The sequence below is a fragment of the Agrobacterium sp. CG674 genome, assembly GCF_053521645.1.
Window position 1 is genome coordinate 33,954 of the sequence record NZ_JBNWDZ010000002.1, and the last position, 26,240, is coordinate 60,193.

The 26,240-nt window shown below is 56.7% G+C and carries 27 protein-coding genes; 17 read left to right on the plus strand and 10 right to left on the minus strand.

All coding sequences use genetic code 11. From position 1 onward, the window contains the following. Window positions 1–5: 5 nt before the first annotated feature. Together ACQZ51_RS05420 and ACQZ51_RS05425 are read right to left on the minus strand one after the other, a co-directional pair. Window positions 6–572 (minus strand): sigma-70 family RNA polymerase sigma factor, encoded by a 567-nt coding sequence (locus tag ACQZ51_RS05420; protein ID WP_042617718.1) that lies wholly within the window; start codon window positions 570–572, stop codon window positions 6–8. Beyond that, complete coding sequence (locus ACQZ51_RS05425) at window positions 572–772, minus strand: NepR family anti-sigma factor (RefSeq protein WP_042617819.1); 201 nt, start codon at window positions 770–772, stop codon at window positions 572–574. The genes ACQZ51_RS05420 and ACQZ51_RS05425 overlap by 1 nt, the downstream gene beginning before the upstream one ends. A 141-nt stretch (window positions 773–913) precedes the next feature. Here ACQZ51_RS05425 and ACQZ51_RS05430 point away from each other — a divergent pair, with 141 nt between their 5' ends. Next, complete coding sequence (locus ACQZ51_RS05430; RefSeq protein ID WP_192068050.1) at window positions 914–1,708, plus strand: response regulator; 795 nt, start codon at window positions 914–916, stop codon at window positions 1,706–1,708. A 112-nt stretch (window positions 1,709–1,820) separates the two neighbouring features. Then, entirely contained in the window at window positions 1,821–2,816 is a 996-nt protein-coding gene (locus ACQZ51_RS05435; protein ID WP_448775830.1) for a sensor histidine kinase, read from the plus strand. Window positions 2,817–2,935: 119 nt separating this feature from the next. Here ACQZ51_RS05435 and ACQZ51_RS05440 read toward each other — a convergent pair whose 3' ends face one another. Further along, window positions 2,936–3,157, minus strand: coding sequence for a hypothetical protein (locus ACQZ51_RS05440; protein ID WP_448775832.1), 222 nt, complete (start codon window positions 3,155–3,157; stop codon window positions 2,936–2,938). A gap of 154 nt (window positions 3,158–3,311) precedes the next feature. On the opposite strand from ACQZ51_RS05440, the gene ACQZ51_RS05445 reads away from it, so the two are divergent. Then, window positions 3,312–3,851: a PRC-barrel domain-containing protein gene (locus tag ACQZ51_RS05445; protein ID WP_448775834.1), complete on the plus strand. Its 540-nt coding sequence runs from the start codon at window positions 3,312–3,314 to the stop codon at window positions 3,849–3,851. 92 nt (window positions 3,852–3,943) lie between these two features. Here ACQZ51_RS05445 and ACQZ51_RS05450 read toward each other — a convergent pair whose 3' ends face one another. After that, on the minus strand, window positions 3,944–4,876 hold the full coding sequence (locus ACQZ51_RS05450) for an AraC family transcriptional regulator (RefSeq protein ID WP_448775836.1): 933 nt from the start codon (window positions 4,874–4,876) through the stop codon (window positions 3,944–3,946). A gap of 283 nt (window positions 4,877–5,159) precedes the next feature. On the opposite strand from ACQZ51_RS05450, the gene ACQZ51_RS05455 reads away from it, so the two are divergent. From ACQZ51_RS05455 to ACQZ51_RS05480, 6 genes are read left to right on the plus strand one after another with little or no spacing between them, the layout of a single operon-like run. Next, entirely contained in the window at window positions 5,160–6,044 is an 885-nt protein-coding gene (locus ACQZ51_RS05455) for a carbohydrate ABC transporter permease (protein ID WP_192068054.1), read from the plus strand. A gap of 2 nt (window positions 6,045–6,046) precedes the next feature. Next, window positions 6,047–6,955, plus strand: coding sequence for a carbohydrate ABC transporter permease (locus ACQZ51_RS05460; RefSeq protein WP_448775839.1), 909 nt, complete (start codon window positions 6,047–6,049; stop codon window positions 6,953–6,955). A 5-nt stretch (window positions 6,956–6,960) separates the two neighbouring features. Next, window positions 6,961–8,070, plus strand: coding sequence for an ABC transporter ATP-binding protein (locus ACQZ51_RS05465; protein WP_448775841.1), 1,110 nt, complete (start codon window positions 6,961–6,963; stop codon window positions 8,068–8,070). A gap of 41 nt (window positions 8,071–8,111) precedes the next feature. Next, the gene (locus ACQZ51_RS05470) at window positions 8,112–9,386 is read left to right on the plus strand and encodes an ABC transporter substrate-binding protein (protein WP_448775843.1); all 1,275 of its coding nucleotides are present in this window, start codon (window positions 8,112–8,114) and stop codon (window positions 9,384–9,386) included. 12 nt (window positions 9,387–9,398) lie between these two features. Then, window positions 9,399–10,940: a polygalacturonase PglA gene (gene pglA, locus ACQZ51_RS05475; protein ID WP_448775845.1), complete on the plus strand. Its 1,542-nt coding sequence runs from the start codon at window positions 9,399–9,401 to the stop codon at window positions 10,938–10,940. Next, window positions 10,921–12,027 carry a glycoside hydrolase family 88/105 protein gene (locus tag ACQZ51_RS05480; RefSeq protein ID WP_448775846.1) on the plus strand — a complete coding sequence of 369 codons (1,107 nt, stop codon included), beginning with the start codon at window positions 10,921–10,923 and terminating at the stop codon, window positions 12,025–12,027. The genes pglA and ACQZ51_RS05480 overlap by 20 nt, the downstream gene beginning before the upstream one ends. Before the next feature lie 18 nt (window positions 12,028–12,045). Here ACQZ51_RS05480 and galE read toward each other — a convergent pair whose 3' ends face one another. The 3 genes from galE to ACQZ51_RS05495 form a co-directional block, all read right to left on the minus strand. Continuing rightward, the gene (gene galE / locus ACQZ51_RS05485; RefSeq protein ID WP_448775847.1) at window positions 12,046–13,029 is read right to left on the minus strand and encodes a UDP-glucose 4-epimerase GalE; all 984 of its coding nucleotides are present in this window, start codon (window positions 13,027–13,029) and stop codon (window positions 12,046–12,048) included. A 133-nt stretch (window positions 13,030–13,162) separates the two neighbouring features. Beyond that, window positions 13,163–13,582: a hypothetical protein gene (locus ACQZ51_RS05490; RefSeq protein ID WP_448775848.1), complete on the minus strand. Its 420-nt coding sequence runs from the start codon at window positions 13,580–13,582 to the stop codon at window positions 13,163–13,165. Between the two features lie 9 nt (window positions 13,583–13,591). Beyond that, window positions 13,592–13,933, minus strand: a complete 342-nt coding sequence (locus tag ACQZ51_RS05495) for a DUF883 family protein (RefSeq protein WP_042617707.1) — start codon at window positions 13,931–13,933, stop codon at window positions 13,592–13,594. Window positions 13,934–14,159: 226 nt separating this feature from the next. Here ACQZ51_RS05495 and nspC point away from each other — a divergent pair, with 226 nt between their 5' ends. Then, the gene (gene nspC, locus ACQZ51_RS05500) at window positions 14,160–15,257 is read left to right on the plus strand and encodes a carboxynorspermidine decarboxylase (RefSeq protein ID WP_448775850.1); all 1,098 of its coding nucleotides are present in this window, start codon (window positions 14,160–14,162) and stop codon (window positions 15,255–15,257) included. A 45-nt stretch (window positions 15,258–15,302) separates the two neighbouring features. After that, entirely contained in the window at window positions 15,303–16,541 is a 1,239-nt protein-coding gene (locus tag ACQZ51_RS05505) for a saccharopine dehydrogenase family protein (RefSeq protein WP_448775852.1), read from the plus strand. Between the two features lie 121 nt (window positions 16,542–16,662). Here the strand turns inward: ACQZ51_RS05505 and ACQZ51_RS05510 are convergent, their stop codons facing one another. After that, entirely contained in the window at window positions 16,663–16,917 is a 255-nt protein-coding gene (locus ACQZ51_RS05510; protein ID WP_448775853.1) for a DUF2934 domain-containing protein, read from the minus strand. A 290-nt stretch (window positions 16,918–17,207) separates the two neighbouring features. On the opposite strand from ACQZ51_RS05510, the gene ACQZ51_RS05515 reads away from it, so the two are divergent. The 5 genes from ACQZ51_RS05515 to ACQZ51_RS05535 all read left to right on the plus strand — a co-directional run bounded on the left by ACQZ51_RS05515 (window position 17,208) and on the right by ACQZ51_RS05535 (window position 22,211). After that, window positions 17,208–18,281 carry an enoyl-CoA hydratase/isomerase family protein gene (locus ACQZ51_RS05515; RefSeq protein WP_448775854.1) on the plus strand — a complete coding sequence of 358 codons (1,074 nt, stop codon included), beginning with the start codon at window positions 17,208–17,210 and terminating at the stop codon, window positions 18,279–18,281. 143 nt (window positions 18,282–18,424) lie between these two features. Beyond that, window positions 18,425–19,411 (plus strand): thiosulfate ABC transporter substrate-binding protein CysP, encoded by a 987-nt coding sequence (gene cysP / locus ACQZ51_RS05520; protein ID WP_448775856.1) that lies wholly within the window; start codon window positions 18,425–18,427, stop codon window positions 19,409–19,411. Between the two features lie 67 nt (window positions 19,412–19,478). After that, window positions 19,479–20,306: a sulfate ABC transporter permease subunit CysT gene (gene cysT, locus ACQZ51_RS05525; RefSeq protein WP_448775858.1), complete on the plus strand. Its 828-nt coding sequence runs from the start codon at window positions 19,479–19,481 to the stop codon at window positions 20,304–20,306. A 4-nt stretch (window positions 20,307–20,310) separates the two neighbouring features. Further along, a complete protein-coding gene (gene cysW / locus ACQZ51_RS05530; RefSeq protein ID WP_448775859.1) occupies window positions 20,311–21,186 on the plus strand; it encodes a sulfate ABC transporter permease subunit CysW in 876 nt (291 codons plus the stop codon). Window positions 21,187–21,188: 2 nt separating this feature from the next. Continuing rightward, complete coding sequence (locus tag ACQZ51_RS05535; RefSeq protein WP_448775860.1) at window positions 21,189–22,211, plus strand: sulfate/molybdate ABC transporter ATP-binding protein; 1,023 nt, start codon at window positions 21,189–21,191, stop codon at window positions 22,209–22,211. Between the two features lie 69 nt (window positions 22,212–22,280). Here ACQZ51_RS05535 and ACQZ51_RS05540 read toward each other — a convergent pair whose 3' ends face one another. Both ACQZ51_RS05540 and ACQZ51_RS05545 read right to left on the minus strand, forming a co-directional pair. Beyond that, entirely contained in the window at window positions 22,281–23,717 is a 1,437-nt protein-coding gene (locus tag ACQZ51_RS05540) for an NAD-dependent succinate-semialdehyde dehydrogenase (RefSeq protein WP_448775862.1), read from the minus strand. Between the two features lie 284 nt (window positions 23,718–24,001). After that, window positions 24,002–25,189: an acyl-CoA dehydrogenase gene (locus tag ACQZ51_RS05545; RefSeq protein WP_448775863.1), complete on the minus strand. Its 1,188-nt coding sequence runs from the start codon at window positions 25,187–25,189 to the stop codon at window positions 24,002–24,004. Between the two features lie 96 nt (window positions 25,190–25,285). Here ACQZ51_RS05545 and ACQZ51_RS05550 point away from each other — a divergent pair, with 96 nt between their 5' ends. Then, complete coding sequence (locus tag ACQZ51_RS05550; RefSeq protein ID WP_448775865.1) at window positions 25,286–26,200, plus strand: LysR family transcriptional regulator; 915 nt, start codon at window positions 25,286–25,288, stop codon at window positions 26,198–26,200. Window positions 26,201–26,240: the final 40 nt, after the last annotated feature.

Genomic DNA, 26,240 nt, shown 5'->3' on the forward strand with positions numbered 1-26,240 from the left:
TTGGCTTAGCGTACCGCTGATGCCGCCGTAACGGCTGTCATCTGGGCATCGGGACCAAACTCGTTTTCATCCTGAATGCCGAGCAGTTCCTGAAGGCGCAGACGAGCGCGGCTGACGCGGCTTTTGATGGTGCCGACAGGGCAACCGCAGATTTCCGCAGCTTCCTCATATGCAAAACCAGATGCGCCGATCAGCAGAATGGCTTCACGCTGGTCTTCAGGCAACTTGGCAAGCGCCGTCTTGAAATCCGCCAGATCGACAGAACCATGCTGTTCCGGTGGAACCGACAGACGCGATGTGTAAGCACCATCGGTATCCTGAACTTCACGGCCGGATTTTCTGATCTGGCTGTAGAATTCGTTGCGAAGGATTGTCACCAGCCATGCACGCATATTGGTGCCGGGCTGATAGCTTTCCTGCTTTGCCCACGCCTTCATAATGGTGTCCTGCACCAAATCGTCGGCGCGGTCACGGGATCTGATGAGCGAAATGGCAAAGGCGCGCAGATTTGGCAAAGCAGCCAGCATCTCACGCTTGAAATTGTATTCGTTCTTGTTTGGCTCTTCTACCATCACAGACCCGACGCTTTCGCTTTGTTTTCAGCTTCGTCGAGTTTTTCAAGCAAATCGAGGAACTTGTCTGGAATGCCCTCGTCTTGAACTGTGTCGTAAAGTTCGCGTAATTTGCGAGATATCACCGTTCGCCCCGAATCCGGGACTGTCGGTGACTTCCCCTTATCAGACGGTTCCTGATCTGATTGAAACATGCTCATGATTTCCGGTATTCCTAATGTGTCATGACTCATAATGCCTATCTAAAAAAAATGTTCCAGCCGACCGGAACTTTTTTTTAGATGCCACGTTTTTTTGTTTAGGTTTGCGATGCAAGCCGAACGATTCCAGGGGAGAATTTTATGTCAGTTTCTACACGCATTGCACCACACCTGCCCTATCTTCGCAGGTTCGCGCGTGCTGTTTGCGGTTCACAATCCACTGGCGACGCTTACGTTGCCGCCAGCCTGGAAGCATTGATTGCCGATGTCAGCATTTTTCCGCAGACCAGCAGTGACCGGGTCTCGCTCTATCAATTGTTCGTATCGATTTTTAGTTCCGTAACGATCAACATCAAGACCGATGAAAACCTCACGGGCTGGGAAAAGCGCGCTTCTGCGAACCTTTCCGCTGTGCCAGCGGTTCCACGCCAGGCGTTCCTCCTGACTACAGTCGAGGAATTCTCCATGGCTGAAGTCGCCGAGATCCTTCGCGTGCCTGAAGCGCATGTCGGCAAGCTGATCGACGAAGCAGCATCCGAAATTGCCCGTCAGGTCGCCACCGACATCATGATCATCGAAGACGAGCCATTGATCGCGATGGACATCGAACAGATGGTAACGGATCTGGGCCATAACGTGACCGGCATTGCGCGTACCCACAAGGAAGCGCTTGAACTGTTCCACCGCACCCAGCCTAAGATGATCCTTGCGGATATTCAGCTGGCAGACGGAAGCTCGGGTCTGGAAGCCATGAAGGAAATCCTTCAGATGACAACGCTTCCCGTCATCTTCATCACTGCCTTCCCTGAGCGTCTTCTCACAGGCGAGCGTCCTGAGCCGACATTCCTTGTGACCAAGCCGTTCAATCCTGATATGGTGAAGGCGCTGATCAGCCAGGCGTTGTTCTTCAATGAAAGTTCACGTGTCGCTGCTTAAATAGCTCTCTACTTAGAAGATTTTGGAACTCGGGTTGTTACTCGGCGTTGAGGTCTGCGTGTTTGTTCAAAACAAAGCGACCTTGATCGCCGTTCCCCGTTAGGAGACCATATTGCATCGGCTGGCGTGGCATAATGCGGGGCGGGATGAGGGCGACCTTCACGATTCACTCGTGTTGGCTCTTCTCGATTCCGACGAAACGGTCATGCTGCAGGACCGTGACAAAGAGTATATCTTCATCGCGAACCTGCCCGATGTGTGGAACCTCCCGCAGGAAACCGCGCAGGACCCGACTGACATCACCATGTTCGGCGAAGATCTCGCCGCCCGCTTGGCCGATCTCAAGAAAGACCTGACCTCTGCCGGCAGCAGGGGCATGCTGGAAGTGAATGCCGGTAAGGACCGCGTCTTCCAGTTTCACGTCTATTCCACCGTCAACATGTCCGGGCAGCGCGTTCTCAAAACGACGATCCGAGAGATCACCGCCGAGCGAAGGCGCGAGCAATTGCTGCGCTCTCTGCTGCGCGAAGTCAGTCACAGGTCCAAAAATCTTCTCGCCATCATCCAGAGCCTTGCTGCACAGACGGCTCGGTTCAGCTTCACCAAAGAAGATTTTCTGCGCAAATTCCGCGGCAGGCTGCATGCGCTTGCTCAGTCACAGGATTTGATCACGGATTCCGACTGGCGCGGCGCGGAAATTTTCGACCTGCTCAAACAGCAGGCCGATCTTTATCTGCCGGAATATCCGCACCTGATACAGATGAGGGGCGAAAACCTTCTTCTTAATCCCAATGGTGCGCTTTATGTGGGGCTCGCTTTCCACGAACTCGTCGTCAACACCGTCAGCCATGGCGGAAACCTGTCCCGGCATCTTCCGCTGACGTTGGATTGTCGCAAGGATGGAGATTTTTTCGAGGTCCGCTGGACAGAGCCTCTGGGTGGCAGCGGTGCCGTCATGTCCTCTGGCGATGGCGACAAGAGAAGCAATTTTGGCAGCGTTGTGCTGGAAAAGGTTGTTCCCGCAGCACTGGGTGGCGAAGCGCGCTACCAGGTAAGTGCCGACAATATTGATTATTTCCTGAGATTTCCCGCACCTATTCCAACCTAAGTGTTGAGTTTGGCCACTCGCATCGCTTTAACCTTCGAGCGTTCTGGCAAGCTAGCGACGTCACTTTCTAATAAAAATGCCCAAAACGAAAAAAGCACGGCTCCGTAGAGCCGTGCTATTCAGTGCAGGTTTTCAGGGGCAAAACCTGCTGCGCCAAGCCTCAGGCGGGGACGGGGAGTGGCTTGGCTTGCCTTTAAAAACGCCGACGTGATTCTTTGGTTCCAACGATTTTCAATTTTTCTTCGAGGGCGTAAATCTTTTTTTGAGCACGCCATTTCGACGCAGTTCAGCGTCGTCCTGAATTGTTGCTGTGCGTCTATTGCGGAGAGGTGCTGCTGCATTTTCGATCACGTCTTCCTCACAAACTGGTGCTGACTGCTTAAAAAAATGGCGGAACCAAATTTGATCCTTTGCCGTTTTCTAGACAACTGGCTCGCACCGAAAGCGTGTAATCGCCGCGAGCAGGTTAGTTTGAAACTATAAGGAAGGTACGAAATGAAAAAGACACTCACCATGATCGCTACAGCCGCTCTCTTGGGTTCCACAACGTTCGCACCTATGGCAATGGCTCAGGGCACAACAGCGCCTGCCGCGCCAAGCGCAACGGCACCGGCGACAACAACCGCGCCTGATGCTGCCATGCCATCGACAACCGCTGCCTCCGGTGCATATTTGACCGAGCAGGGTCCGACACAGATCAGTGCCAATAATTACATCGGCAGTGACGTTTACACGGCTACAGATGAAAGCATCGGTAGCGTTACCAACCTCATTCTCGAAGAAAATGGCGGCATCGTCGCAGCCGTTGTTGGTGTCGGCGGGTTCCTCGGCCTTGGCACCAAGGATGTAGCTGTACCGATGAGCAAGCTCACAGTCACACGCGATACAGCAAACGGCACGATCCGTCTGACGACGACTGAGACCGCTGAGACCCTGAAGGCTGCGCCTGAATTCGTAACGATGGCAGACAAGGCCGACGGCACGACACCTGCGCCAGCCGCTGGCGGTACGACGACCACCGCACCTGCACCATAATCTCTTCCTGGGAGAGAGGCGCTACGACATGATGACGTAGCGGAAACACCGGTCCTTTGGGCCGGTGTTTTTTTGTGGTCTTCACATGCCGCCTATACATTTGCACTGGGCGGAACCGTGCGCGATAGTGGATAGACAACTTTGCCATCCTCTTCCCCACGGGGAAACGCGCCTTCCCGGTGCCGTCGCTCAGCCTCCTTATATCCTGCCGGGCTAATGCCGATGTAGCGCTTAAACATGCGTGAAAAGTAATAGGCGTCGGTATAGCCTGATTGCTCCGCCGCCTGCTTGACGTGACAACCGCTCGCCAACAGTCCCATGGCGCGCTCCATGCGTTTGAATTCCTGAAATTTGACGGGCGTCCAGCCAATCTGGCGCTTGAACTCTCGCTTGAAATAGTCGGGATTATAGGGTGCCGACTCCACAACAGTCTCGGCCAGCGTTTCTTTCACGGGGTCCATGGCAATCTGGTTTGCCGCAACCATGATGGCCAGCGATAGCGCATCGGGATTGCCGACATTGCCCACCGCCTGTTCGCGCCATTCGATGAAGGCTTCGTTGATGAACTCCATCAGCAACACCATGAGCAGGTGATGCTGCATAAGCGTTGTGGATGATGGCGGCGCAATGTCATGGAAGCGCCTGACAATTGGCTCCAGAATAGTCCAGTGCGAAAGGGTAAGGCATGTCTTCAGCCTTATCTGAGAGACAAAATCGAGCCTTCCGAAAAGGTCGAGCGTGAAATGCTGGGCGATGCCGGTATAGAGGTCTCTGGAGCCGGAGCGACCGACAAAGCGCGTGTTTGCCGGTATCAGCATGGCCGTACCAGGCTCCATGGTGATCGTCTGGCCATCAATCTCATAGGTCGCCTTGCCTGTCAGGCAGACCAGAAAATCATGCACGCTGTTGGTCTTGTCGATGCTCCATGTGGGGGAGTGCAGCATCTTGATGGTGGAGCGTGTCAGCGTCAGAGCCAGAGCATTCGGCGGTATTTCGGCAAAAACATTACCTTCGATTTTGTCCATCTCTTTTCCCGAAAATGTCGATTTCCATCATGCCACTTTGGAAGTCATATTATCTCTTGAGCCTGAAAAAGAAACAGGCTGGTGAGGAAATGGGAGGATTTGAGGTTTTTGAGGTCCAACTCTGAAAACAGGGTGAACTGCCAGGAAATCTCAATTTAGCGAAGATGCAGAATAAAGAACATCACTATCAGCGTGACAGGTCTCCTGCCACGGCAGTTTCGCTCGCGCTTTGGAGGCGCAATCATTCGCTGACCAGCACGGCATGGCATGGAAGGTCACGCGCATGAGTGGAGACAATCGCTTCCTTGGGCTGTTTTATCTGTCGCCCTATATCATCGGGCTGCTGATCTTCACGACGCTGCCATTCATGGCGTCGCTCTATCTCAGCTTCACCAATTACAATCTGCTGGATCAGCCCACATTCACCGGCCTTGCCAATTACATCAAGCTGTTCACCAATGATCGCACATTCCGCAAATCGCTGTGGGTGACGCTGATCTATGTGTTCACCACGGTGCCGCTGAAGCTGGTCTTCGCGCTCTTCATTGCGGTCATCCTGAACTATAAGCTCAAGGCCATCAATTTCTTCCGCACGGCCTATTATGTGCCATCCATTCTGGGCGGCTCGATCGCGATCGCGGTTTTGTGGCGCTACATCTTTGCCGATACGGGTCTCGTCAATATGGGCCTCAACCTGCTCGGCTTTGAAGGGGTCAACTGGTTCGGAGATCCGACCAACGCGCTGTTTACGATTACGCTGTTGCGCATCTGGCAGTTCGGTTCGGCCATGGTCATTTTCCTGGCCGCGTTGCAGAGCGTCGATAATTCGCTCTACGAGGCCGCGTCCATCGATGGCGCTGGCAAATGGAAGACCTTCGTCCACATCACGCTTCCGCTGATCACGCCGGTCATCTTCTTCAATCTCATCATGCAGATGGTGCAGGCGTTTCAGGAGTTTAACGGCCCCTACATCATCACGCAGGGCGGGCCGCTGAAATCCACCTACCTGCTGCCCCTCTATATTTATGACGAAGCGTTCAAGCGGTTCGACATGGGATACGCCTCGGCCATCGCATGGGTCCTGTTCGTCATCATCATGGTGCTGACCGTCATTGCCTTCTGGTCGTCTCGCCATTGGGTCTACTACGCCGGCGATAAAAGGAGCTGACCATGGTCGATCACGCTGTTTCCACCTTCGACGCTGCTGCCATGGATGCCGAACGCGCCCGCAGCCGGGAGCGCCTCCGCACCCGTATCAGCACTACCATCCGCTATTTCATGCTGACCGCGGTCGGTCTGTTGATGCTCTACCCGCTAATCTGGCTGATTGGCGCATCCTTCAAGACCAATGCCGAAATCTTCAACAATCCCGGCTTCTGGCCTGAAAATCCGACGCTGGACGGTTATATCCAGGGCTGGAAGACGTCGACGCCCTATACATTCGCAACATTCTTCCTCAACACGCTCTGGATCGTGCTTCCAAAGATGATCGGCACGGCCATTTCCTGCACGGCGGTGGCCTATGGCTTTGCAAGGTTTGAGTTTCCGGGCAAGAAAATCCTGTTTGCATCGCTGATTGCGACGCTTCTCCTGCCGAATGTCGTCACCCGCATTCCGCAATATCTGCTGTTTCGCGATCTCGGCTGGCTGGATACCTATCTGCCGCTCTGGGTGCCCTCGGCCTTTGCGGGCGATGCCTTCTTCGTCTTCATGCTTGTGCAGTTCCTGCGCGCTATCCCGCGCGACATGGAAGAGGCGGCGCGGGTGGATGGCGCATCCACCATGCAGACATTGCTCTTCATCGTCGTTCCCCTGCTTACACCCGCATTGATCTCAGTCTGCCTGTTTCAGTTCATGTGGACCATGAACGACTTCCTCGGGCCGTTGATCTACCTCTCATCAATCGAAAAATACCCCGTGTCGCTGGCTTTGAAACTGTCCATCGACACCACCGAAGCCTTCGACTGGAACCGCATTCTCGCCATGTCGGTCCTCGCCATCACGCCTGCTCTCGTCGTGTTCTTCGTGGCGCAGAAATACTTCATCGACGGCATCTCCGCTGGCGGCATCAAAGGATAATCGAAATGGCTAGCCTTCAACTCAGGAACCTTGAAAAAGACTATGCGTCCTTCCGTGCCGTGCATGGCATCAATCTCGATATCGAAGATGGTGAGTTCATGGTGCTGGTCGGGCCATCAGGCTGTGCCAAGTCCACGACGCTTCGCATGATCGCGGGTCTGGAGCGCATCACCGGCGGAGAAATCCGCATTGGTGGCGAACTCGTCAACGACAAGCCGCCGGGCGAGCGCGGCATCTCCATGGTGTTTCAGAACTACGCGCTCTACCCGCATATGAAGGTGCACAAGAACCTCTCCTTCAGCATGCGCCTGAAGCGCCGCTCCAAGGCCGATATTGAAGCTGCAACGCAGAACGTGTCCGAGACGCTTGAAATCCAGGCGCTTCTCGACCGTTTGCCCAAGCAGCTTTCCGGCGGGCAGGCGCAGCGCGTGGCGGTGGGCCGGGCGCTCATCAAGAAGCCGCAGGTCTTTCTCTTCGATGAGCCGCTGTCCAATCTCGATGCGAAACTGCGTGCCTCGATGCGCGTGCGCATCACCGATCTTCACAAGCGTCTCAAAGCCGATGGGCAGCAGGCGACTGTGGTCTATGTTACCCACGACCAGACGGAAGCCATGACCATGGGCGACCGCATCTGCGTGATGAAGGAAGGCCACATCATGCAGGTGGCTGACCCGGTGACACTCTATAACAGGCCCGCCAACGCCTTTGTCGCCGGCTTCATCGGCAGCCCGGAGATGAACCTCATCAATGGAACCCTGGAAAGCGATGGCGCGATCAATATCGCCGGCCAAAGTGTCCAGCTTGGGCCTGAGCTGACCAGCCGCCTGCGCGCAGATGCTCCGAAAGAGGTCATTTTAGGGGTTCGCCCGCAGCATTTCAGCCTTGCGACGCCAGACACGCCCAATGCCCTTTCGGGCCGTATCAGCCATGTCGAGTTCATGGGGCATGAGGTCTATCTGCACATCCAGGCGGGAGAGAACCGTGTCATCGCTGTGGTGCAGGCGCAGTCCTATGAGCGCAAGGCCTTGAGGGACGAGCAGGTGTGGCTGACGGCGGATGCCCGCTCGGCCCATGTGTTTTCCCGTCAATCGGGCGAAAACATCAGCCTTGCCTAGAGGCATCTGAATTCAACGTTGAATGATCGGGAGGATCTACAATGAAACGTGCATTGATACTGTCTGTGCTTTTTGCCGCCACAAGCCTTGCCAATACGGCGTCGGCTGCAAACCTGCGCATGTCTTGGTGGGGAAGCGATGACCGGCATCTGGCCACGCAGGAAGCCCTGAAGGTGTGTGGCGCAAAATTCGGCCACACGATTGCGCCTGAGTTTACCGGCTGGCAGGGCCATCAGGAAAAGATCGCCACGCAGCTCGCTGGCCGCACCGAACCTGATATCATGCAGGTCAACTGGCCGTGGCTGCCGCTGTTTTCGAAAAATGGCGATGGCTTTGCCGATCTCAACCAGTTCAAGGACGTGATTGATCTCAGCCAATGGACGCAGGCCGATCTCGACAGCACGACCGTCAAGGGCAAGCTGAACGGCGTTGCGGTTTCCACCACAGGCCGCATTTTCATGTTCAACAAAACGATCTACGAAAAGGCTGGCATCACCATCCCGACGACCTGGGATGAGGTCTTTGCCGCCGCGCCGGTTCTCAAGGAAAAGCTCGGAGACGGTTACTACCCGTTTGAAGCGGCACCTTCGGAGGGCAACGGCCTCAATGCCCGTATCGTGGTTATCCTGCGTGCCACGCAGATGACCGGCAAGACATTCATCGATCCCGAAACCAACAAGATTGCGTGGACAGAGGCAGAGCTCGCCGAAGCCCTGAACTTCTACCAGTCGATGGTGGACAAGCACGTCATCGAATCCTGGAAGAGCTCTTCCGGCGGCGGCAATCGCCCTTTGTTTGAAAATCCGAAATGGGCCAATGGCCGTTACGCGGGCACCTATCAGTGGGACAGCACCTACGGCAAGATCGCCGCACCGCTCGAAAAGGGTCTGGAACTCGTGCCCGCCCATTCGCCGAAATCTGAAGGCGGCAAGTCCGAGGGCATTTATCGCAAGCCATCCATGCTGTTTTCCATCTCCAAGAACAGCAAGGAGCCGAAGGCGGCAGCGCAGATCATCAACTGCCTGCTGAACGACCCTGAAGCCGTGGCCATTCTGGGGGCCACACGCGGTATTCCCTCCAGCAAGATCGCCATCAAGACGCTGACGGATGCGGGCAAGATCAAGCCCGTGCAGGCGCAATCCTACAAGGTTGTGGTCGAGTCCGAAGGCCCGAAGGTCTCGCCGCTGATCGAGCATCCGCGCATCACCGAGGCTTTCGACACCAATCTTGAAGCCTTCGCCTATGGCCAGCAATCCGCCGAAGACACAGCCGCCGAAATCATCGCGGGTGTGGATGAAGCGCTGTCCGGTCTCTGAGGACGCCCGCTCATGACCAAGACCGCTGTCCAGCTTCTTACCACGTCGTCGCGAACCGCAACATTCAGTGTGGATGCTGAAACGCATCTGCATGCACTGGATGCGCGGCTTGGCTGGCGCGTGACGAATACGGATGGTGATGTGGTCGTGGAGGGTCAGACATCAACCGTCGTTTTCACCGTGGCGCAGCTTGAGCCCGGTCGCTCCTATGATCTCGAAATCGGTGATGCCGTGCTGCCCTTCTCCACGAAGGCAGAAACTGGCATCATCGATATCAGGGATTATGGTGCGTCACCCGGCAACAACGATAATGCCGGTTCTATCGCACGCGCCATATCAGCGGTTCCCGAAAGCGGGACGCTGAAGATTCCGCGTGGCCTGTGGAAAACGGGGCCGCTTTACCTCAAGAGCCGGATGACCTTGCTTCTGGAAGAGGGTGCCGAACTATCGGCGCTCTCCGACTGGAGCGATCTGGACATCTTTCCAGCCCGCCATGCCGATGGACGGGTACTCGGCACCTGGGAGGGTGTTGCCGAACCCAGTTTCGCCAGCATCATCAATGCGATCGACTGTGAAGACCTGACCATAACCGGCCTGGGCGTGGTGGATGGTGGCGGCGATCGTGGGGATTGGTGGACATGGCCGAAGGAGACGAGACGCGGCGCACGCCGTCCGCGCACGCTGTTTCTCTCCGGTTGCCGTGACCTGACATTGACCGGGTTCACCGTGCGCAATTCGCCATCCTGGACCGTTCATCCCGTCTTGTGTAACCGGGTGCTGGCAGCGGATCTTCGTATCGAGAATGATCCCGGCTCGCCCAATACAGATGGCTTCAATCCCGAATGCTGTCAGGATGTCCGGCTGGTCGGCCTGTTCATCTCCGTGGGTGATGACTGCATCGCCATCAAGGCCGGAAAGCGCCACCCGCTCGGCGGGCCGGACAGGCCGACAGTGCGGATTGCTATCAGCAATTGCCTCATGCAGCGCGGCCATGGCGCCGTCGTCATGGGCAGCGAAATGAGCGCAGGTGTCAGTGATGTCTCGATCAGCCGTTGTCATTTCATCGGCACGGATCGCGGGTTGCGCATCAAGACGCGGCGCGGGCGCGGTGGTGCCGTTGCCAATATCAGTCTCACGGATTGCCGAATGGATCAGGTGGTGACCCCGGTTGCGGTCAATGCCTTCTATTTCTGCGATGCGGATGGCCTTTCGGATTATGTCCAATCGCGTCTGCCTCTGCCCGTCACGCCTGAGACACCAAGCCTGTCGGGTCTGACGCTCCGCAATATCGAGGTGACGGCCGCACATACGGCCGCTGCCGTCTTTTACGGCCTGCCGGAAGCGCCGATCCGCGATGTGGTGATCGAGAATTATCAGGTCACGTTCGATCCGCATGCCGAGCCGCAGATCGCTGAAATGGCGAGCGAACTTCCGGCGCTCAGACATGCGGGCATCATTGCGGAAAACATCCTCTTCAAAACACTGTCGGGGCTCGCCCCTCAGTCCATCTATCCAACCGAGAATGACAGAGCTCATGCTGAACAGCTACTTTGATGAATACGCCCGCGACTATGCTTATTATAAGGGCGGTTCGTGGTGTTACGAGGACGGGTGTCTCTACCGCGGCCTGATTGCGCTTCATGAGGCAACCGGCGAGCAGCGCTGGCTCGACCATCTTCTTCGTCTGGTCAACGGCCAACTGGATGCGGCAAACCGGCTGGCCGGATATCGCATCGATGAGTTCAATATCGACAACGTGCTGGCGGGACGGGCGCTGACCTATCTTTATGGTCTGACCAGCGAGAGCAAATGGCTTGAGGCCGCTAAGCCACTGGCAGATCAGTTGCAGTTTCATCCGCGCACCCAGGCGGGTCCTTACTGGCATAAGCTCCGATACCCGCACCAGGTCTGGCTCGACGGTCTCTATATGGCGCTGCCCTTCAAGCTGGAATATGCAAGAGCTGCGAAGCTGCCGCATATGCGCGATGATGCCGTCAGCCAGTTCCTTACCGCCCTTGATCTGACCTATCATGAAACGTCAGGCCTTTATCGTCACGGCTTTGACGAGTCGCGCCTGCAAGGCTGGGCCGACAAGACCACGGGCCTCTCGCCAGCCCACTGGGGTCGCGCCATCGGCTGGCTTGCCATGGCTTTCGTGGATATGATCGAGAACCTGCCCGTTGGCAGTGCCCGTGATGAAATCGAACGCCGCGCAAGCCTTTTGGCGCAGCGTGTGCAGTCGTTGCAACTGGAAGACGGGCGCTGGCTGCAGGTGGTGGATGCGTCAGAGATTGATGGCAACTATGCGGAAAGCTCCGCAACAGCCATGTTTGCCACTTTCTATCTGAAAGGCGCTCGCCTGAAGGTCGCTGGCTTCGACGCTGAAACAGGGCAAAGGGCGCTCGCCGGGCTGACTGCCCATGCCATAAAGCCGGATGCCGATCAGCGTCTGCGGCTTGAACAGATCTGCTGTGTGGCGGGGCTTGGCGGTTTTGAAGGGGTCTACCGCGACGGTACGGTCGAATATTACCTGTCTGAGGTCATTCGTGCCGATGACATCAAGGGGGTCGCCCCCTTGATGATGGCTCATGCGGAAACTCTGAGAGCCGGCTATCCTGCCCGCGTTGTCGAGGCAGGATAGGTCTCGCTGGCGCTGGGCCTAGATGCTTTCGTTGCGGGAAGAGTGCCAGCGCCATGCCGAGCTGATAATGTCTTCCAGCGAATATTGCGGCTCCCAGCCAAGCACTTCGCGTGCCTTGTCATTGTTGGCAACGAGTGTTGTGGAATCACCTGCGCGACGCTCGGCATATTCCACCGGGAAGGGGCGGCCTGAGACTTTCGAGATCGTATCGAGCAATTCCTTGACGGTCGTTCCTGTGCCTGTTCCAAGATTGAGCTCGACGGTCTCGCCGCCATTCCACAGATATTCGACAGCGCGAATATGGGCGTCGGCCAGATCCAGAATGTGAATGTAGTCACGCACACAGGTGCCGTCGCGGGTGTCATAATCGGTGCCGAACACCTTGAAGCCTTCACGGCGTCCGAGAGCCGCTTCGATGGCGAGCGGAATGGCATGGGTTTCAGGCTTGTGCCATTCGCCGATGCGTCCTTCAAAGTCTGCGCCTGCCGCATTGAAATAGCGCAGCATGACGGATTTCAGGTCTTTATAGGTGCTGTAATCCTTCAACGCCTGCTCAACCACCCATTTCGTGCGGCCGTATGGGTTGATCGGCGCCTGCGGATGCGTTTCATCCAAAGGCACCCGCTCAGGCAGGCCGTAGGTGGCGCAGGTGGAGGAGAACACGAAGGCTTTGACGCCCGCATCCATGGTAGCAGACAGAAGCGTCAGCGCGCCGATGACGTTGTTGTCGTAAAAGGCGACCGGGCTTTTAACGGATTCGCCCACTTCGATCAGGGCTGCGAAATGCAGAACCGCATCGGGCTTATACTTCGCAAAAACCTCGTCGAGGCGCGCCTTGTCCCTGATATCACCCTGCTCGAAAGGTCCCCAGCGCACAAATTCTTCGTGACCGTTGGAAAGGTTGTCGAAAACGACAGGCTCATAGCCGCGTTCGGCGAGCAGCATGCACGTGTGGGAACCGATATATCCGGCACCGCCAACAACAAGGACTTTTTTCCGCATCCAGCGTTTTCTCCATTACGAACCGTTGGCAAACTGCCTAACATTTTGTCGTCAGAAGGGCAGCGGAATTTTTCGCAGGTGCAAAAATAAAGCCGCCTTCCGGTGTGGAAGGCGGCTTTGGGATTGAATGGTCTTATTTTTTCTTCAGGATAGTTGTCCGCGTAGCCACGTAACCAACCGCAATTGCAGTCAGCAGCGTGACGAAGGGTCTTGCCGCCAGCGCACTGCCTGCCAGTGATTGCGCCGCCAGCGGTGCAGCCGCAAGCGGCATCACAGGCGCGGTGGCGTAGACGCGAGGTCTGCGCTTGATGGCAAGAGCAACCAGCATGAAGACGCCGAGGAGAAATGCACCACCTGCAATCACCAGTGCGGCAGGGCCAGCACCTATTTCATCAGCGAGGTAGATCGCACCGCCAATGAAGGCCGCGACGAAGGCAATCAGGAAGAAAACGCTCGCCAATGTCCACAACAGGATTGTGGATTTGATGCGGCGTGTTACCAGCTGGCCTTCCCGCTGCGTGTCGCCAAGATAAAGCAGAAGCGATTGAAGCATCTGCTCGCCTTAACGACGGGTAACGAGGGCGATCAGGAAGCCTGCCGCAACCGCAATACCCAGCGACTGAAGCGGGTTCTTCTGAACCTGATAAGTCAGGTTGTCATTGATGGACTGAATTTCGTTGCGAACCGTCGCGACAGTTTCTTCGCCCGCAGCCATTGCGTCATCTGCAGCACGCGAGGCGCGAGCCTTGACCTCATGCGATACGCCTGCGCCCAGTGCCTTTACGCTGCCAGCCAGATTGGCCAGATCTTCACGAAGCTGTGCAAGCTGCGCAGAAACTTCTGCGGCATCTGCATCTACACGGGCTTCGTTGATGTTGTCTTCTACGTCGCGAACCGTCGCCATGATGTTTCCTTTGCTGAGATTAAGTCAAAAAACGCCGTGCTTACGGCTCACACTTGGTCTTCAAACGTAGTGGAGCGGTTTTTGTTCCGCCATCGGGCAAGTGCGTTTAAAAAACGCCGTGATTGCAGAATCTTCTGCGCGGGTTTGTTTTCCTGTCACAAGCATCATATAAGGCCCCTCACAAGACGATATGATTTCCTATCCACGACAGTGATGTGACCGATAAATGCTGCAAACACCCTATTACCTGATCGACAAGGCAAAGCTCCTCAAGAACATGGAGAAGATTGCTTATGTGCGCGAGAAATCCGGCGCGAAGGCTTTGTTGGCGCTGAAGTGCTTCGCGACGTGGTCGGTATTCGATTTCATGTCGCAATATATGGATGGCACAACGTCGTCATCTCTCTATGAGGTGCGTCTGGGCCGTGAGAAATTCGGTGGCGAAACCCACGCCTATAGCGTGGCTTATGCCGATTACGAGATCGATGAAGTCGTCGCCAATGCCGACAAGATCATCTTCAACTCCATCAGCCAGCTGGAGCGTTTTGCCGAGAAGGCATCCGGCATCACACGCGGCCTGCGCCTGAACCCACAGGTATCCTCGTCCACATTCGATATCGCCGATCCGGCCCGTCCGTTCAGCCGTCTGGGCGAATGGGACGTGGCGAAGGTCGAAAAGGTTATGGACCGCATTTCCGGCTTCATGATCCACAACAATTGCGAAAACGGTGACTTCGACCTGTTTGACCAGATGCTGGGGCAGATCGAGGAAAAATTCGGCTCGCTTCTGGCGCGTGTCGAATGGGTCAGCCTTGGCGGTGGCATCCACTTCACCGGCGAAAACTACCCCATCGACCGCTTCTGCGATCGCTTGAAGGAATTCTCGGAAAAATTCGGCGTCCAGGTGTTTCTGGAGCCCGGCGAAGCTTCCATCACCAAGAGCACGACGCTGGAAGTCACGGTTCTCGATACATTGTACAACGGCAAGAACCTCGCCATCGTCGATAGCTCGATTGAAGCCCATTTGCTGGATTTGCTGATCTACCGCGAAAACGCCAAGGTTTTGCCCAATGAAGGCGATCACTCTGTCATGGTGTGCGGCAAGTCCTGCCTTGCGGGCGATGTGTTCGGCGAGTTTCGCTTCGAACAAGAGCTGAAGGTTGGCGACCGCGTCTCTTTCCAGGACACCGCCGGTTACACCATGGTCAAGAAAAACTGGTTCAACGGCGTGAAAATGCCGACGATTGCCATCAAGGAACTGGACGGCACCATCACGACCGTCCGTGAATTCGACTTTGCCGATTTCGAGCAAAGCCTGTCTTAATCACTCCAACACAATCCCTGCGGGGAAAAGGGGGCATCACCTGAAATGAAGAAGAACGTTCTCATCATCGGCGCCGGTGGCGTAGCACAGGTCGTGGCGCATAAGTGCGCCCAGAACAGCGATGTATTGGGAGACATTCATATTGCGTCACGCACAGTTGATAAGTGCCGCAAGATTGTCGAATCCGTACGCGAAAAGAAGAGCCTCGAAACCGATGTAAAGATTGAGGCCCATGCGCTTGACGCTATGGATATCGAGGCCACGAAAGCCTTGATTGTGAAGACTGGTGTTCAGATCGTCATCAATGTCGGTTCAGCTTTCGTCAACATGTCCGTTCTTCGTGCCTGCATGGACACAGGTGTTGCCTACATGGATACGGCCATCCATGAGGATCCGACCAAGATTTGCGAAAATCCGCCATGGTACGGAAATTACGAATGGCAGCGCGCTGCCGAATGCAAGGAAAAGGGCATTACCGCCATTCTGGGCGTCGGCTTTGATCCGGGCGTTGTCAACGCCTATGCGCGTCTGGCCAAGGATGAGTATTTCGACAAGGTCACCTCGGTTGATATCGTCGATATCAATGCCGGTAGCCATGGTCGCTGGTTCTCCACCAACTTCGATCCTGAAATCAATTTCCGCGAATTCACGGGCGTCGTCTACTCCTGGCAGAACCAACAGTGGCAGACCAACCAGATGTTCGAGGTTGGCCAGGAATTCGACCTGCCGGTTGTCGGCAAGCAGAAGGCCTATATGACGGGCCATGACGAAGTGCATTCACTGTCCAAGAACATGGATGGTGCCGATGTGCGCTTCTGGATGGGCTTTGGCGATCACTATATCAACGTCTTCAACGTTCTGAAGAACCTCGGCCTTCTGTCTGAAAAGCCGGTCAAGACAGCCGAAGGTCTTGAAGTCGTTCCACTCAAGGTGGTCAAGGCTGTGCTGCCGGATCCATCGTCGCTGGCGCCTGATTATGTGGGCAAGACCTGCATCGGCGATATCGTGAAGGGTATCAAGGACGGCAAGGAAACCGAGGTCTTCATCTACAATGTGGCAGACCACAAGGATGCCTATAATGAAGTCGGTAGCCAGGGCATTTCCTACACGGCTGGCGTTCCGCCCGTCGCTGCCGCGATGCTGATTGCATCGGGCGAATGGGATGTGAAGCAGATGGCCAATGTGGAAGAGCTGCCACCGCAGCCATTCCTAAACATTCTGAACAAAATCGGCCTTCCAAGCCGGATCAAGGATGAAAATGGCGATCGCGCCCTGACATTCTGATCCTTCGAGAATACAAAAAGCCCCGCTTTGCGAGCTGATCCCGGACCTTTCAAATGGCCGGGATCATTCACAGCGGGGCTTTTTTTGTCTTGAGATTGATTGTGAATGGCTTGGGAGGGCGCTACTTGGCTGCGGATTTGCGGGATTTGGCTTTGGGCTTTTCGGCAATGGCCTCTGCTGCCGCCTGTGCGGCAAGTGCGAGTTTCACGTCTGCCTTCTTGCGGTGCGTTGGCTTTGTCGCCTTCGACTTCTGAAGAAGGCCATATTCACTCTTGGCCTGTTCCCAATGGTCGGAATCTCGGCCGTGTGGCCGCCCTTCCTGTTCCCACAACGTATAGGCGCGCTTGCTGATCCAATCACTTTCTGAAACTGGCATCTTTATCTCCCGTTAGAATGTCCTGTCAGCAGCCAGTATGTGGCTGCCTGCATGCGCCGGCCGCAACGCTGGACAGGGAAAGCGCGCCGGTATTTTACCTGACCATTACATGCCATGATTCGCAGGTGCGTCAAGTGAATTTGGTGCACTGCAAAAGGCTGCAATTCCCGTTTTACGAGCATATTCAATGATCGCATCGGGCCCTATCCTCAGATACGGAACAAATATTCTTGCTTAAGGTTCCCCCGGCATCCAAACTGCTGCCCATCACATTGTTTTGAGGAGGCGACATGCCGCATCCAGCATCATTGGCGGATGACATCATTATCGCAAGGCAGGGCTCGGCGGGTCTAATCCAGCTTAACAGGCCCGCTGCGATCAACAGCCTCAATCAAGCGATGGTCTCTGGCTTGAAGGCAGCACTTGCCGATTTCCTAGGCGATCCCGAGGTTATCTGTGTCATCCTGTCCGGTGAGGGAGAGCGCGGCCTGTGCGCGGGCGGCGATGTTCGCGAGATCCATGCGACGAGGACTAAGAGCGAGGCCGATCGCGCACGGTTCTGGCGTGAAGAGTTTCCGCTGAACCACACCATTTCCCGATATCCCAAGCCCTATGTGGCGCTGATGGATGGTATCGTCATGGGCGGTGGCGTGGGTATTTCGGCCCATGGACAATATCGCATCGTGACAGAGCGGACCCGGCTTGCCATGCCGGAAACGGCCATTGGCTATTTCCCCGATGTGGGGGCGACATGGCTGCTTCCCCAAGCGTCGGGTGAGGCTGGAACATGGCTCGGCCTGACAGGGCGGGAGATCGGCGCGGCGGATGCCATCCATATGGGACTTGCAGATTATCATGTTGCCGCCGAACATCTTGAAGGCCTTGTTCAAGCACTGGGCGATGTCGTTGCTGCGGCAGATGTCGGTGATGTGATCGAGCGTTTCGCCAGCGCACCCAAGATCGATGGAATCGTCGCCCGCCACCGGGATCATATCGATGCCGCCTTCGGCTTTAATACCGTTGAAGAGATATTTGAAGCCCTGGCATCTATCGATGATGACTTTGCGAGAGAGACGCTCGCCACCCTCAAGGCACGGTCGCCAACCAGTCTCAAGCTCACCTTGCGCCTTTTGCGGCAGGGAAGGGAAAGCTTCGGCCTTGTCGAATGTCTGGAGCGCGAATTCGTGGCTGGCTGCGAGGTGTTGCGCAACCATGATTTCTACGAAGGCGTGCGCGCAGCACTCATCGACAAGGACCGCAAACCGCTGTGGCGTCCTGCCGCGTTGGGCGAGATCAGCGAGGACGAGTTGGATCGATATTTCGTCGCAAGCCAGCCACCGCTCTTCACCGACCACCGTCTCTGACATGGCAGCGCAATATCCGTTCGGATATTGATGATCAGGAAGTAAAACTTTCTAGGATGACCTGACGATCGGGTGGCTGGTTCCTCGCACCATTCGGGCTGCTTCCGTATCCTGTTCTCCAAATTGGTGCTCTGGGGAATTTCATGAAACGGATCATGCTTATCGGTGCTGCTGTTGCCGCGCTTCTATCGACATCTGCGACAGCGCAAGAGCCGAAGACGCTTCTCAACGCATCCTATGATGTTGCCCGCGAGGTTTTTGCGGCGGAAAATGAAGCCTTCGTGAAGGCGCATCCCGGCGTTACTATCGACCAGTCCCATGCGGGTACGTCCAAGCAGGCCCGTGCCATCGTTGAAGGCCTTGAGGCGGATGTCGTGACCTTCAATCAGGTGACCGACATTGATTTTCTGGTCAAGCAGGGCTTTGTCTCTGCCGATTGGGCCAAGAGCTTCCCCAATGATGCGTCCCCGTTCTATTCCTTCCCGTCTTTCCTCGTTCGCGCCGGAAACCCCAAGAACATCAAGGATTGGGATGATCTGGTTCGTGATGATGTGAAGCTGGTTTTCCCGAACCCGAAAACATCAGGTAATGCCCGCTATACCTATCTGGCAGCGACGGCTTTCGCGAAGGAAAAGTTCAAGGGTGATGATGCCCAGGTGCAGGACTTCATCAAGAAGATTTTCGCCAACACGCCGGTCTTCGATACCGGTGGCCGCGCAGCGACCACCACATTTGTTGAGCGCGAAGTGGGCGATGTGCTGATTACCTTCGAAGCCGAGACCCGTGGCATTGCCAAGCAATATGGCAAGGACAAGGTTGAAAGCGTTGTGCCATCCGTCAGCCTTCTCTCTGAATTCCCGGTCGCAGTGGTGGACAAGGTTGTCGACAAGCGCGGCTCGCGTGAACTGGCAAAGACCTATCTGGATTTCCTCTACACCGAGGAAGGCCAGCGCGTTGCGGCCCAGTTCGGCCACCGCGTCCACAATGAAAAAGTCGCTGGTGAATTCAAAAGCGAGTTCCCCGAAATCCGCCTCGTCAACGTCAATGATGTCTTTGGTGGCTGGGACAAGATCCAGAAAGAGCACTTCGCATCCGGCGGCGTCCTTGATGGGCTTTTCGGTAGCCGCTAAGCAATTTCGGATTGAGATACCATCGACCCGGCGGACCTCCGCCCGGGTCGATTTTCCATGATAGGGGATGGGTTTGAGACGCAATGTACTGCCGGGGCTTCGATTATCCCTTGGCGTCACCCTGCTTTATGTCGGCATCATCGTGGTGCTGCCGCTGGCCGCGCTCGTGTTCAAGGCTGCAAGCCTTGGGCCCTCTGAGTACTGGGCCATCATCTCGTCTCCCCGCGCCGTTGCCAGTTACCGCGTCACGGTTCTCTGTGCGCTTGCGGCCACGCTGTTCACCACGGTGTTCGGCCTCGCACTGGCCTGGGTTCTGACGCGCTATCGTTTTCCCGGCTGGCGCCTGGTCGATGCGATCGTTGATCTTCCCTTTGCCCTTCCAACGGCGGTGGCGGGCATTGCGCTCACAGCGCTTTTTGCTGGCAATGGTTGGTTTGGCTCCGCCCTTGCCCATCTGGGCATCAAGGTTGCCTATACGCCGCTTGGCATCATCATCGCCATGGCGTTTACCAGCCTGCCTTTCATCGTGCGCACCGTGCAGCCGGTGCTGGAGGATCTGGATCCGGCGCTGGAAGAAGCGGCCCAGTCGCTCGGCGGCTCGGATTTCACGATTTTCCGAAAGGTCATTCTGCCCTTGCTGACGCCTGCCATTCTGGCAGGGCTGTCGCTCTCCTTTGCCCGCAGCCTAGGGGAGTTCGGGGCGATCATCTTCATCGCCGGAAACCAACCATTCTCGACGGAAATTACAGCCCTTCTCGTTTTCATCCGGCTGGAAGAATATGATTATCAGGCCGCTGCCGCCATTGCTTCCGTGCTGCTGATCACGGCCTTCGTCATGCTCGCCGTCACCAATTATCTTCAGACGCGCGTCTTGCGTTACACGGTGAGGAGTTGAGGAGATGAGCGCCCATTCCAACCATCGCAAGCCGCCGCGTGTGGGTGATGCCCCCTGGGTGCGCCTTGGCCTGATTGCCTTCGTCCTCATCACCGGAGCCTTCCTCGTCGTCGCGCCGTTGGTCATCATCGGCGTCGAGGCCTTTTCCCAAGGGTGGAAGACATATTCGGCAACCATCAGCCATCCCGATACGCGCCATGCCATCATGCTGACGGTCATCACCGCGCTGATTGCGGTGCCGATCAACACCGCCTTTGGCGTGGCCGCCGCATGGTCTATCACCAAGTTCGATTTCAGGGGGCGGCGTCTGCTGCTGGTTCTCATCGAAATCCCGTTTTCGGTCTCGCCCATCGTGGCGGGCGTGGCCTATCTCTTTGTTTATGGCCTGCAAGGCCTGCTCGGGCCGCTGCTTGCCGCCTATGACATGAAGATCCTGTTTGCGCTGCCGGGCATCGTCATCGCCTCCATGTTCGTCACCGCGCCCTTCGTGGCGCGCGAATTGATCCCGCTGATGCAGGCGCAGGGGCGAGATCTGGAAGAGGCTGCCACCTCGCTTGGCGCGTCCGGCTGGCGCACCTTCTGGTCGGTGACGTTGCCGAATATCAAATGGGCGCTGCTGTATGGCGTCGTGCTTTGCAATGCGCGTGTCATGGGTGAATTCGGTGCCGTGTCGGTCGTTTCGGGCAATATTCGCGGCCAGACCAACACGCTGCCGCTGCATATCGAACTGCTCTACCACGATTATCAGGCCGCAGGTGCGTTCGCCTCGGCATCCATTCTCGCAGCCTTGGCTGTCGTCACCATCATTGCCAAGGTCGCGCTGGAAAAGCGCGGGGCAGGGCGTGGCGCCAAGAAATCCGCCGCCGTTACGGAGACATGACCATGAAAATCCGCCTCGAAAACGTGGTGAAAACCTTCGATACATTTAAGGCCGTGCGGGATGTGTCGCTCGATATTGAAAGCGGCGAACTTCTGGCGCTTCTGGGCCCTTCCGGCTCCGGCAAGACCACGATCCTGCGCATGGTGGCGGGGCTGGAATATACCGATGGTGGCCAGATCTATTTCGGTGACGAGGACGCCACCAATATTCCGGTGCGGGACCGTGGCGTCGGCTTCGTGTTCCAGCATTACGCGCTTTTCCCGCATATGACGCTGCATGAAAACATCGCCTTCGGCATGAAAGTGTCCAAGGTCAAGCGCGACAAGGCGGCTATAGACAAGCGGGTTGGTGAGTTGCTTGCGCTGGTCAAGCTCGATGGACTGGGCGAACGGTTCCCGGCGCAGATTTCCGGTGGTCAGCGACAGCGCGTGGCGCTTGCCCGCGCCTTGTCCGTTGACCCCAAGGTGCTGCTGCTGGATGAACCCTTCGGCGCGCTGGACGCCAATGTACGCCGCGATCTGCGCCGCTGGTTGCGAGAAATTCACACCGAACTCGGCATCACCACCATTTTCGTGACGCATGATCAGGAAGAAGCGCTCGATCTTGCCGATCGCGTTGTCATTCTCAATCAGGGGCAAATCGTGCAGCAGGGGACGCCGAAGGATGTCTGCCGACAGCCGAACTCGTCCTTCGTCATGCGGTTTCTGGGAGATGCAAACCGCATTCAAGGCACGGCGCGTTCGGGCAAGGTTTTCGTCGGTTCAGCCGAAGTGCCCTTCGCCTATGGACAGGCCGATGGCCCGGTGGAGATTTTTGCCCGCCCGAATGATCTCGAATGGGAAGATCTGCATGGCGGCATTCCGGCGCAAGTCACCCGCGTACTAGACCGTGCAGGCGACCGTCGCGTGATCGCGTCCACCATGGAAGGTGATCTGCTGGAATTCGACGTTCCGCCCGAGACGAATGTCGAAGCGGGCGACCACGGCCACATCGTCATCCGTCGCGCCAAGATTTTCCCGGCATGACGCCTGTGTAAACAACGGCTCCTGATATGCAAAAAGCCCGGTGTTTCCACCGGGCTTTTCTTTTGACGATCAGTTCATCTGGCTGACGAAGCGCGTTTCGAGATACGCACCGACGGCTTCCGAGCCGCCTTCCGTGCCGTAGCCCGAATCCTTGATGCCGCCGAATGGTACTTCTGGCAGGGCAAGGCCGTTGTGGTTGATCGTCAACATGCCAGCTTCGACCTGACGGCCAAGCTCGTGAGCTGTCTTGACCGAGCCGGTGAAGGCGAAGGAGGCCAGACCGAATGGCAGGCGGTTCGCTTCCGAGATCGCGTCGTCGAAGGACTTGAAGGTGTTGACGATGGCAACGGGGCCGAAGGGCTCGTCATTCATGATCTTGGCAGATGTCGGCACGTTGGCCAGCACGGTTGGCTCGAAGAAGTTACCCTTGTTGCCAATGCGCTTGCCGCCGGTCTTCAGTTCCGCACCATGGGTGATGGCATCCTGAATGAGGGCTTCCATGGCTGGAATGCGACGCTCATTGGCCAGCGGGCCCATGGTCACGCCATCTTCCAGACCGTTGCCGACCTTGATGGCCTCAGCAGCTTTTACGAAGCCGTCCATGAACTGGCTTGCAACGCCTTCCTGTACGAGGAAGCGTGTCGGTGCAACGCAGACCTGACCGGCATTGCGGAACTTCGACATGGCCATGATTTCGACGGCCTTTTCGATGTTGGCATCATCGAAAATCATCACAGGTGCGTGGCCGCCCAGTTCCATCGTGGCGCGTTTCATGTGCTTGCCAGCCAGTGCTGCAAGGTGCTTGCCGATGGGTGTCGAGCCGGTGAAGGAAATCTTGCGGATGACCGGATGCGGGATCAGGTATTCGGAAATTTCCGCTGGTACGCCGTAGACAAGGTTGATGGCGCCGGCTGGAACGCCTGCATCCACAAAGGCGCGGATGAGTTCTGCCGGAGAGGCAGGCGTTTCTTCCGGTGCCTTGACGATGATGGAGCAGCCAGCGGCGAGTGCTGCGGAAAGCTTGCGCACGATCTGGTTGATCGGGAAGTTCCATGGTGTAAAGGCGGCCACTGGGCCGACGGGTACCTTGATGGCAAGCTGCGAAACGCCAGTTGCGCGGGCAGGGATGACCTGACCGTAGGTACGGCGAGCTTCTTCGGCAAACCAGTCGATCGTGTCGGCAGCGCCCATGACTTCCATGCCGGACTGCGCGATAGGCTTGCCCTGCTCGCGGGTCATCAGCCAGGCAATCGTGTCCTTGCGCTCACGCAGCAGGTCTGCTGCCTTGCGCATGATCTTGGAGCGGTCATAGGCAGAAGTTTCGCGCCAGACCTTGAAACCCTTGTCGGCAGCGTCGAGCGCCAGATCGAGATCGGCCTTTTCAGCATGGGCGATAGCGCCGATGATTTCGTCCGTCGCAGGATCGGAAACGGCGATTGTCTTGCCCGAAAGGGCATCGCGCCATTCGCCGTTGATGAGGAGCTTGACGTCGGGATAGCTATGCATTCGAAATACCTTCGTAACTTGACCGGCCGGCAGGTGTGCCGGTGCCTTCGTTTAGTATGCGGTCTCGGAGTTTACCGGCGCTGCATGACATGTATTCCATGGTGGAACAATCGAAGGCAGCGAAACCGGATATGGCAAATGGATTGCCAGAGACGATGATGACGTCTCTATATTAATTCGTATAGCGGCGGTTTCAACCGTCAGCCGGATTAAAAAGTATTATTTATTTCGCATTGCAGCAAAAACCGGCGGCAGCGTGCCGCCGGTTGCTCAACTCAGTGATATCAAAAGAACGCCTGAATGCCGGTCTGGGCGCGACCCAGGATCAGTGCGTGCACGTCATGTGTGCCTTCATAGGTGTTGACCGTTTCCAGGTTCTGCGCGTGGCGCATGACATGGTATTCGATCTGGATTCCGTTGCCGCCATGCATGTCGCGGGCCTGGCGGGCAATATCCAGCGCCTTTCCGCAATTGTTGCGCTTGACGATGGAAATCATCTCCGGTGCCATTTTGTGGTCATCGAACAGACGACCGACGCGCAGGGAGGCCTGAAGGCCAAGCGTGATTTCCGTCTGCATGTCGGCCAGCTTCTTCTGGTAAAGCTGCATGCCAGCCAGCGGCTTGCCGAACTGCTTGCGGTCCATGCCATATTGGTGGGCGCGGAACCAGCAATCTTCGGCAGCACCCAGCACACCCCAGGAAATGCCGTAGCGCGCACGGTTGAGACAACCGAACGGGCCCCTGAGGCCGGAAACGCCAGGCAGCAGTGCGTCTTCGCCCACTTCCACGCCGTCCATAACGATTTCGCCTGTTATGGATGCGCGCAGCGACAGCTTGCCGCCGATCTTGGGGGCAGACAGGCCCTTCATGCCCTTTTCCAGCACGAAGCCACGGATCTCGTTATCGTGCGCTTCGGATTTCGCCCAGACGACGAAAACGTCTGCGATAGGCGAGTTGGAAATCCACATCTTCGAGCCACGCAGGCGGTATCCACCGGCAATCTTTTCGGCGCGGGTTTTCATGCCGTTCGGGTCAGAACCGGCATCCGGTTCCGTCAGGCCGAAGCAGCCGATCAGTTCGCCGGAGACGAGACCCGGCAGATACTTGTCCTTCTGCTCTTCCGAGCCATAGGCAAAGATCGGGTAGATGACCAGCGAGGACTGCACGCTCATCATCGAGCGGTAGCCGCTGTCGATGCGCTCGACTTCGCGGGCAACAAGGCCGTAGGCCACGTAGCTTGCTTCGGCAGCGCCATATTTTTCAGGAAGCGTCACGCCCAGAAGACCAGTCTGTCCCATCAGGCGGAAAAGCTCGGGCTCTGATGTTTCGGACAGATAGGCCTCGTTGATGCGGGGCAGAAGCTCCGACTTTGCAAAGGCGGCTGCCGTATCGCGGATCATCCGCTCGTCGTCGGTGAGTTGGTCTTCCAGCAGAAATGGGTCCTGCCAATTGAATGATGCGCGTTCGCTCACGATAAATCTCCACAATTGCTGGGGTAATTATTGGCATTTGCGGCCATTGCGGCAAGCCATGTTTACTCATTTTGCTATTACAGTTAGGAATGCGCCATGACCTCGCTCAGCCGCAAACTTCTGCCGTCCACCAGTGCGCTTGCCGCCTTTGATTCTGTCGCAAGGCTCGGCAGTTTTTCGCTGGCCGCAGACGAGCTTTCGCTGACGCAAGGGGCCATCAGCAGGCAGGTTATGTCGCTGGAAGAGCAGCTGGGTGTGCGGCTTTTCGAGCGTGGTGCGCGCGGCGTTTCGCTGACTGCAGAAGGTCAGACCTATGCCAAGGCCATCGGCACGGCGCTCAGCGATATTCGCTCCGCGTCTCTGCAGGTTATGACGAAAACGCATGGCAATACGCTCAACCTTGCCATGCTGCCTACCTTCGGCACGCGCTGGCTTTTGCCGCGCATTCCAGATTTCGTGGCGGCGCATCCGGAAATCACACTGAATTTCGCCACCCGCATCGGCCAGTTCGATTTCGAGAAGGAAAGCCTCGATATGGCCATCCATATCGGCCAGCCGGATTGGCCCGCGGCTGAAAGCACGTTTCTGATGGATGAGATGGTGGCGCCGGTGTGCAGCCCGGCCTTTCTGGCGCAGCACCCCATCTTGAGCGCGCAGGATATTTCCACTTTGCCATTGCTGCATATGGCATCCCGGCCCGGCGCGTGGGACCATTGGTTCCAAAGCCTGGGACTTGGCGCGCAAAATGCCCCGGCCATGCGCTTCGAACAGTTTTCCAGCGTGGCGCAGGCCTGCATTGCGGGGCTTGGCGTAGCGCTCATGCCGCTGTTTCTCATCGATCTTGAGCTGAAGGCAGGGCAGCTCGTTCCGGCCTTCGATCATCAGGTCAAAAGCCCCAGCTCCTATTACGCGGTCGCGCCGCTGTCGCGCATCAACAATGTGCCTGTCGTGCTGTTTAGGCAGTGGTTGCTGGCGCAGGTCGAGACCTTCCGCGATGAAGCCAGACGATAATTTCGCCCTTGTTTTCGGCACTTAGAGCTTTCGCACAAAA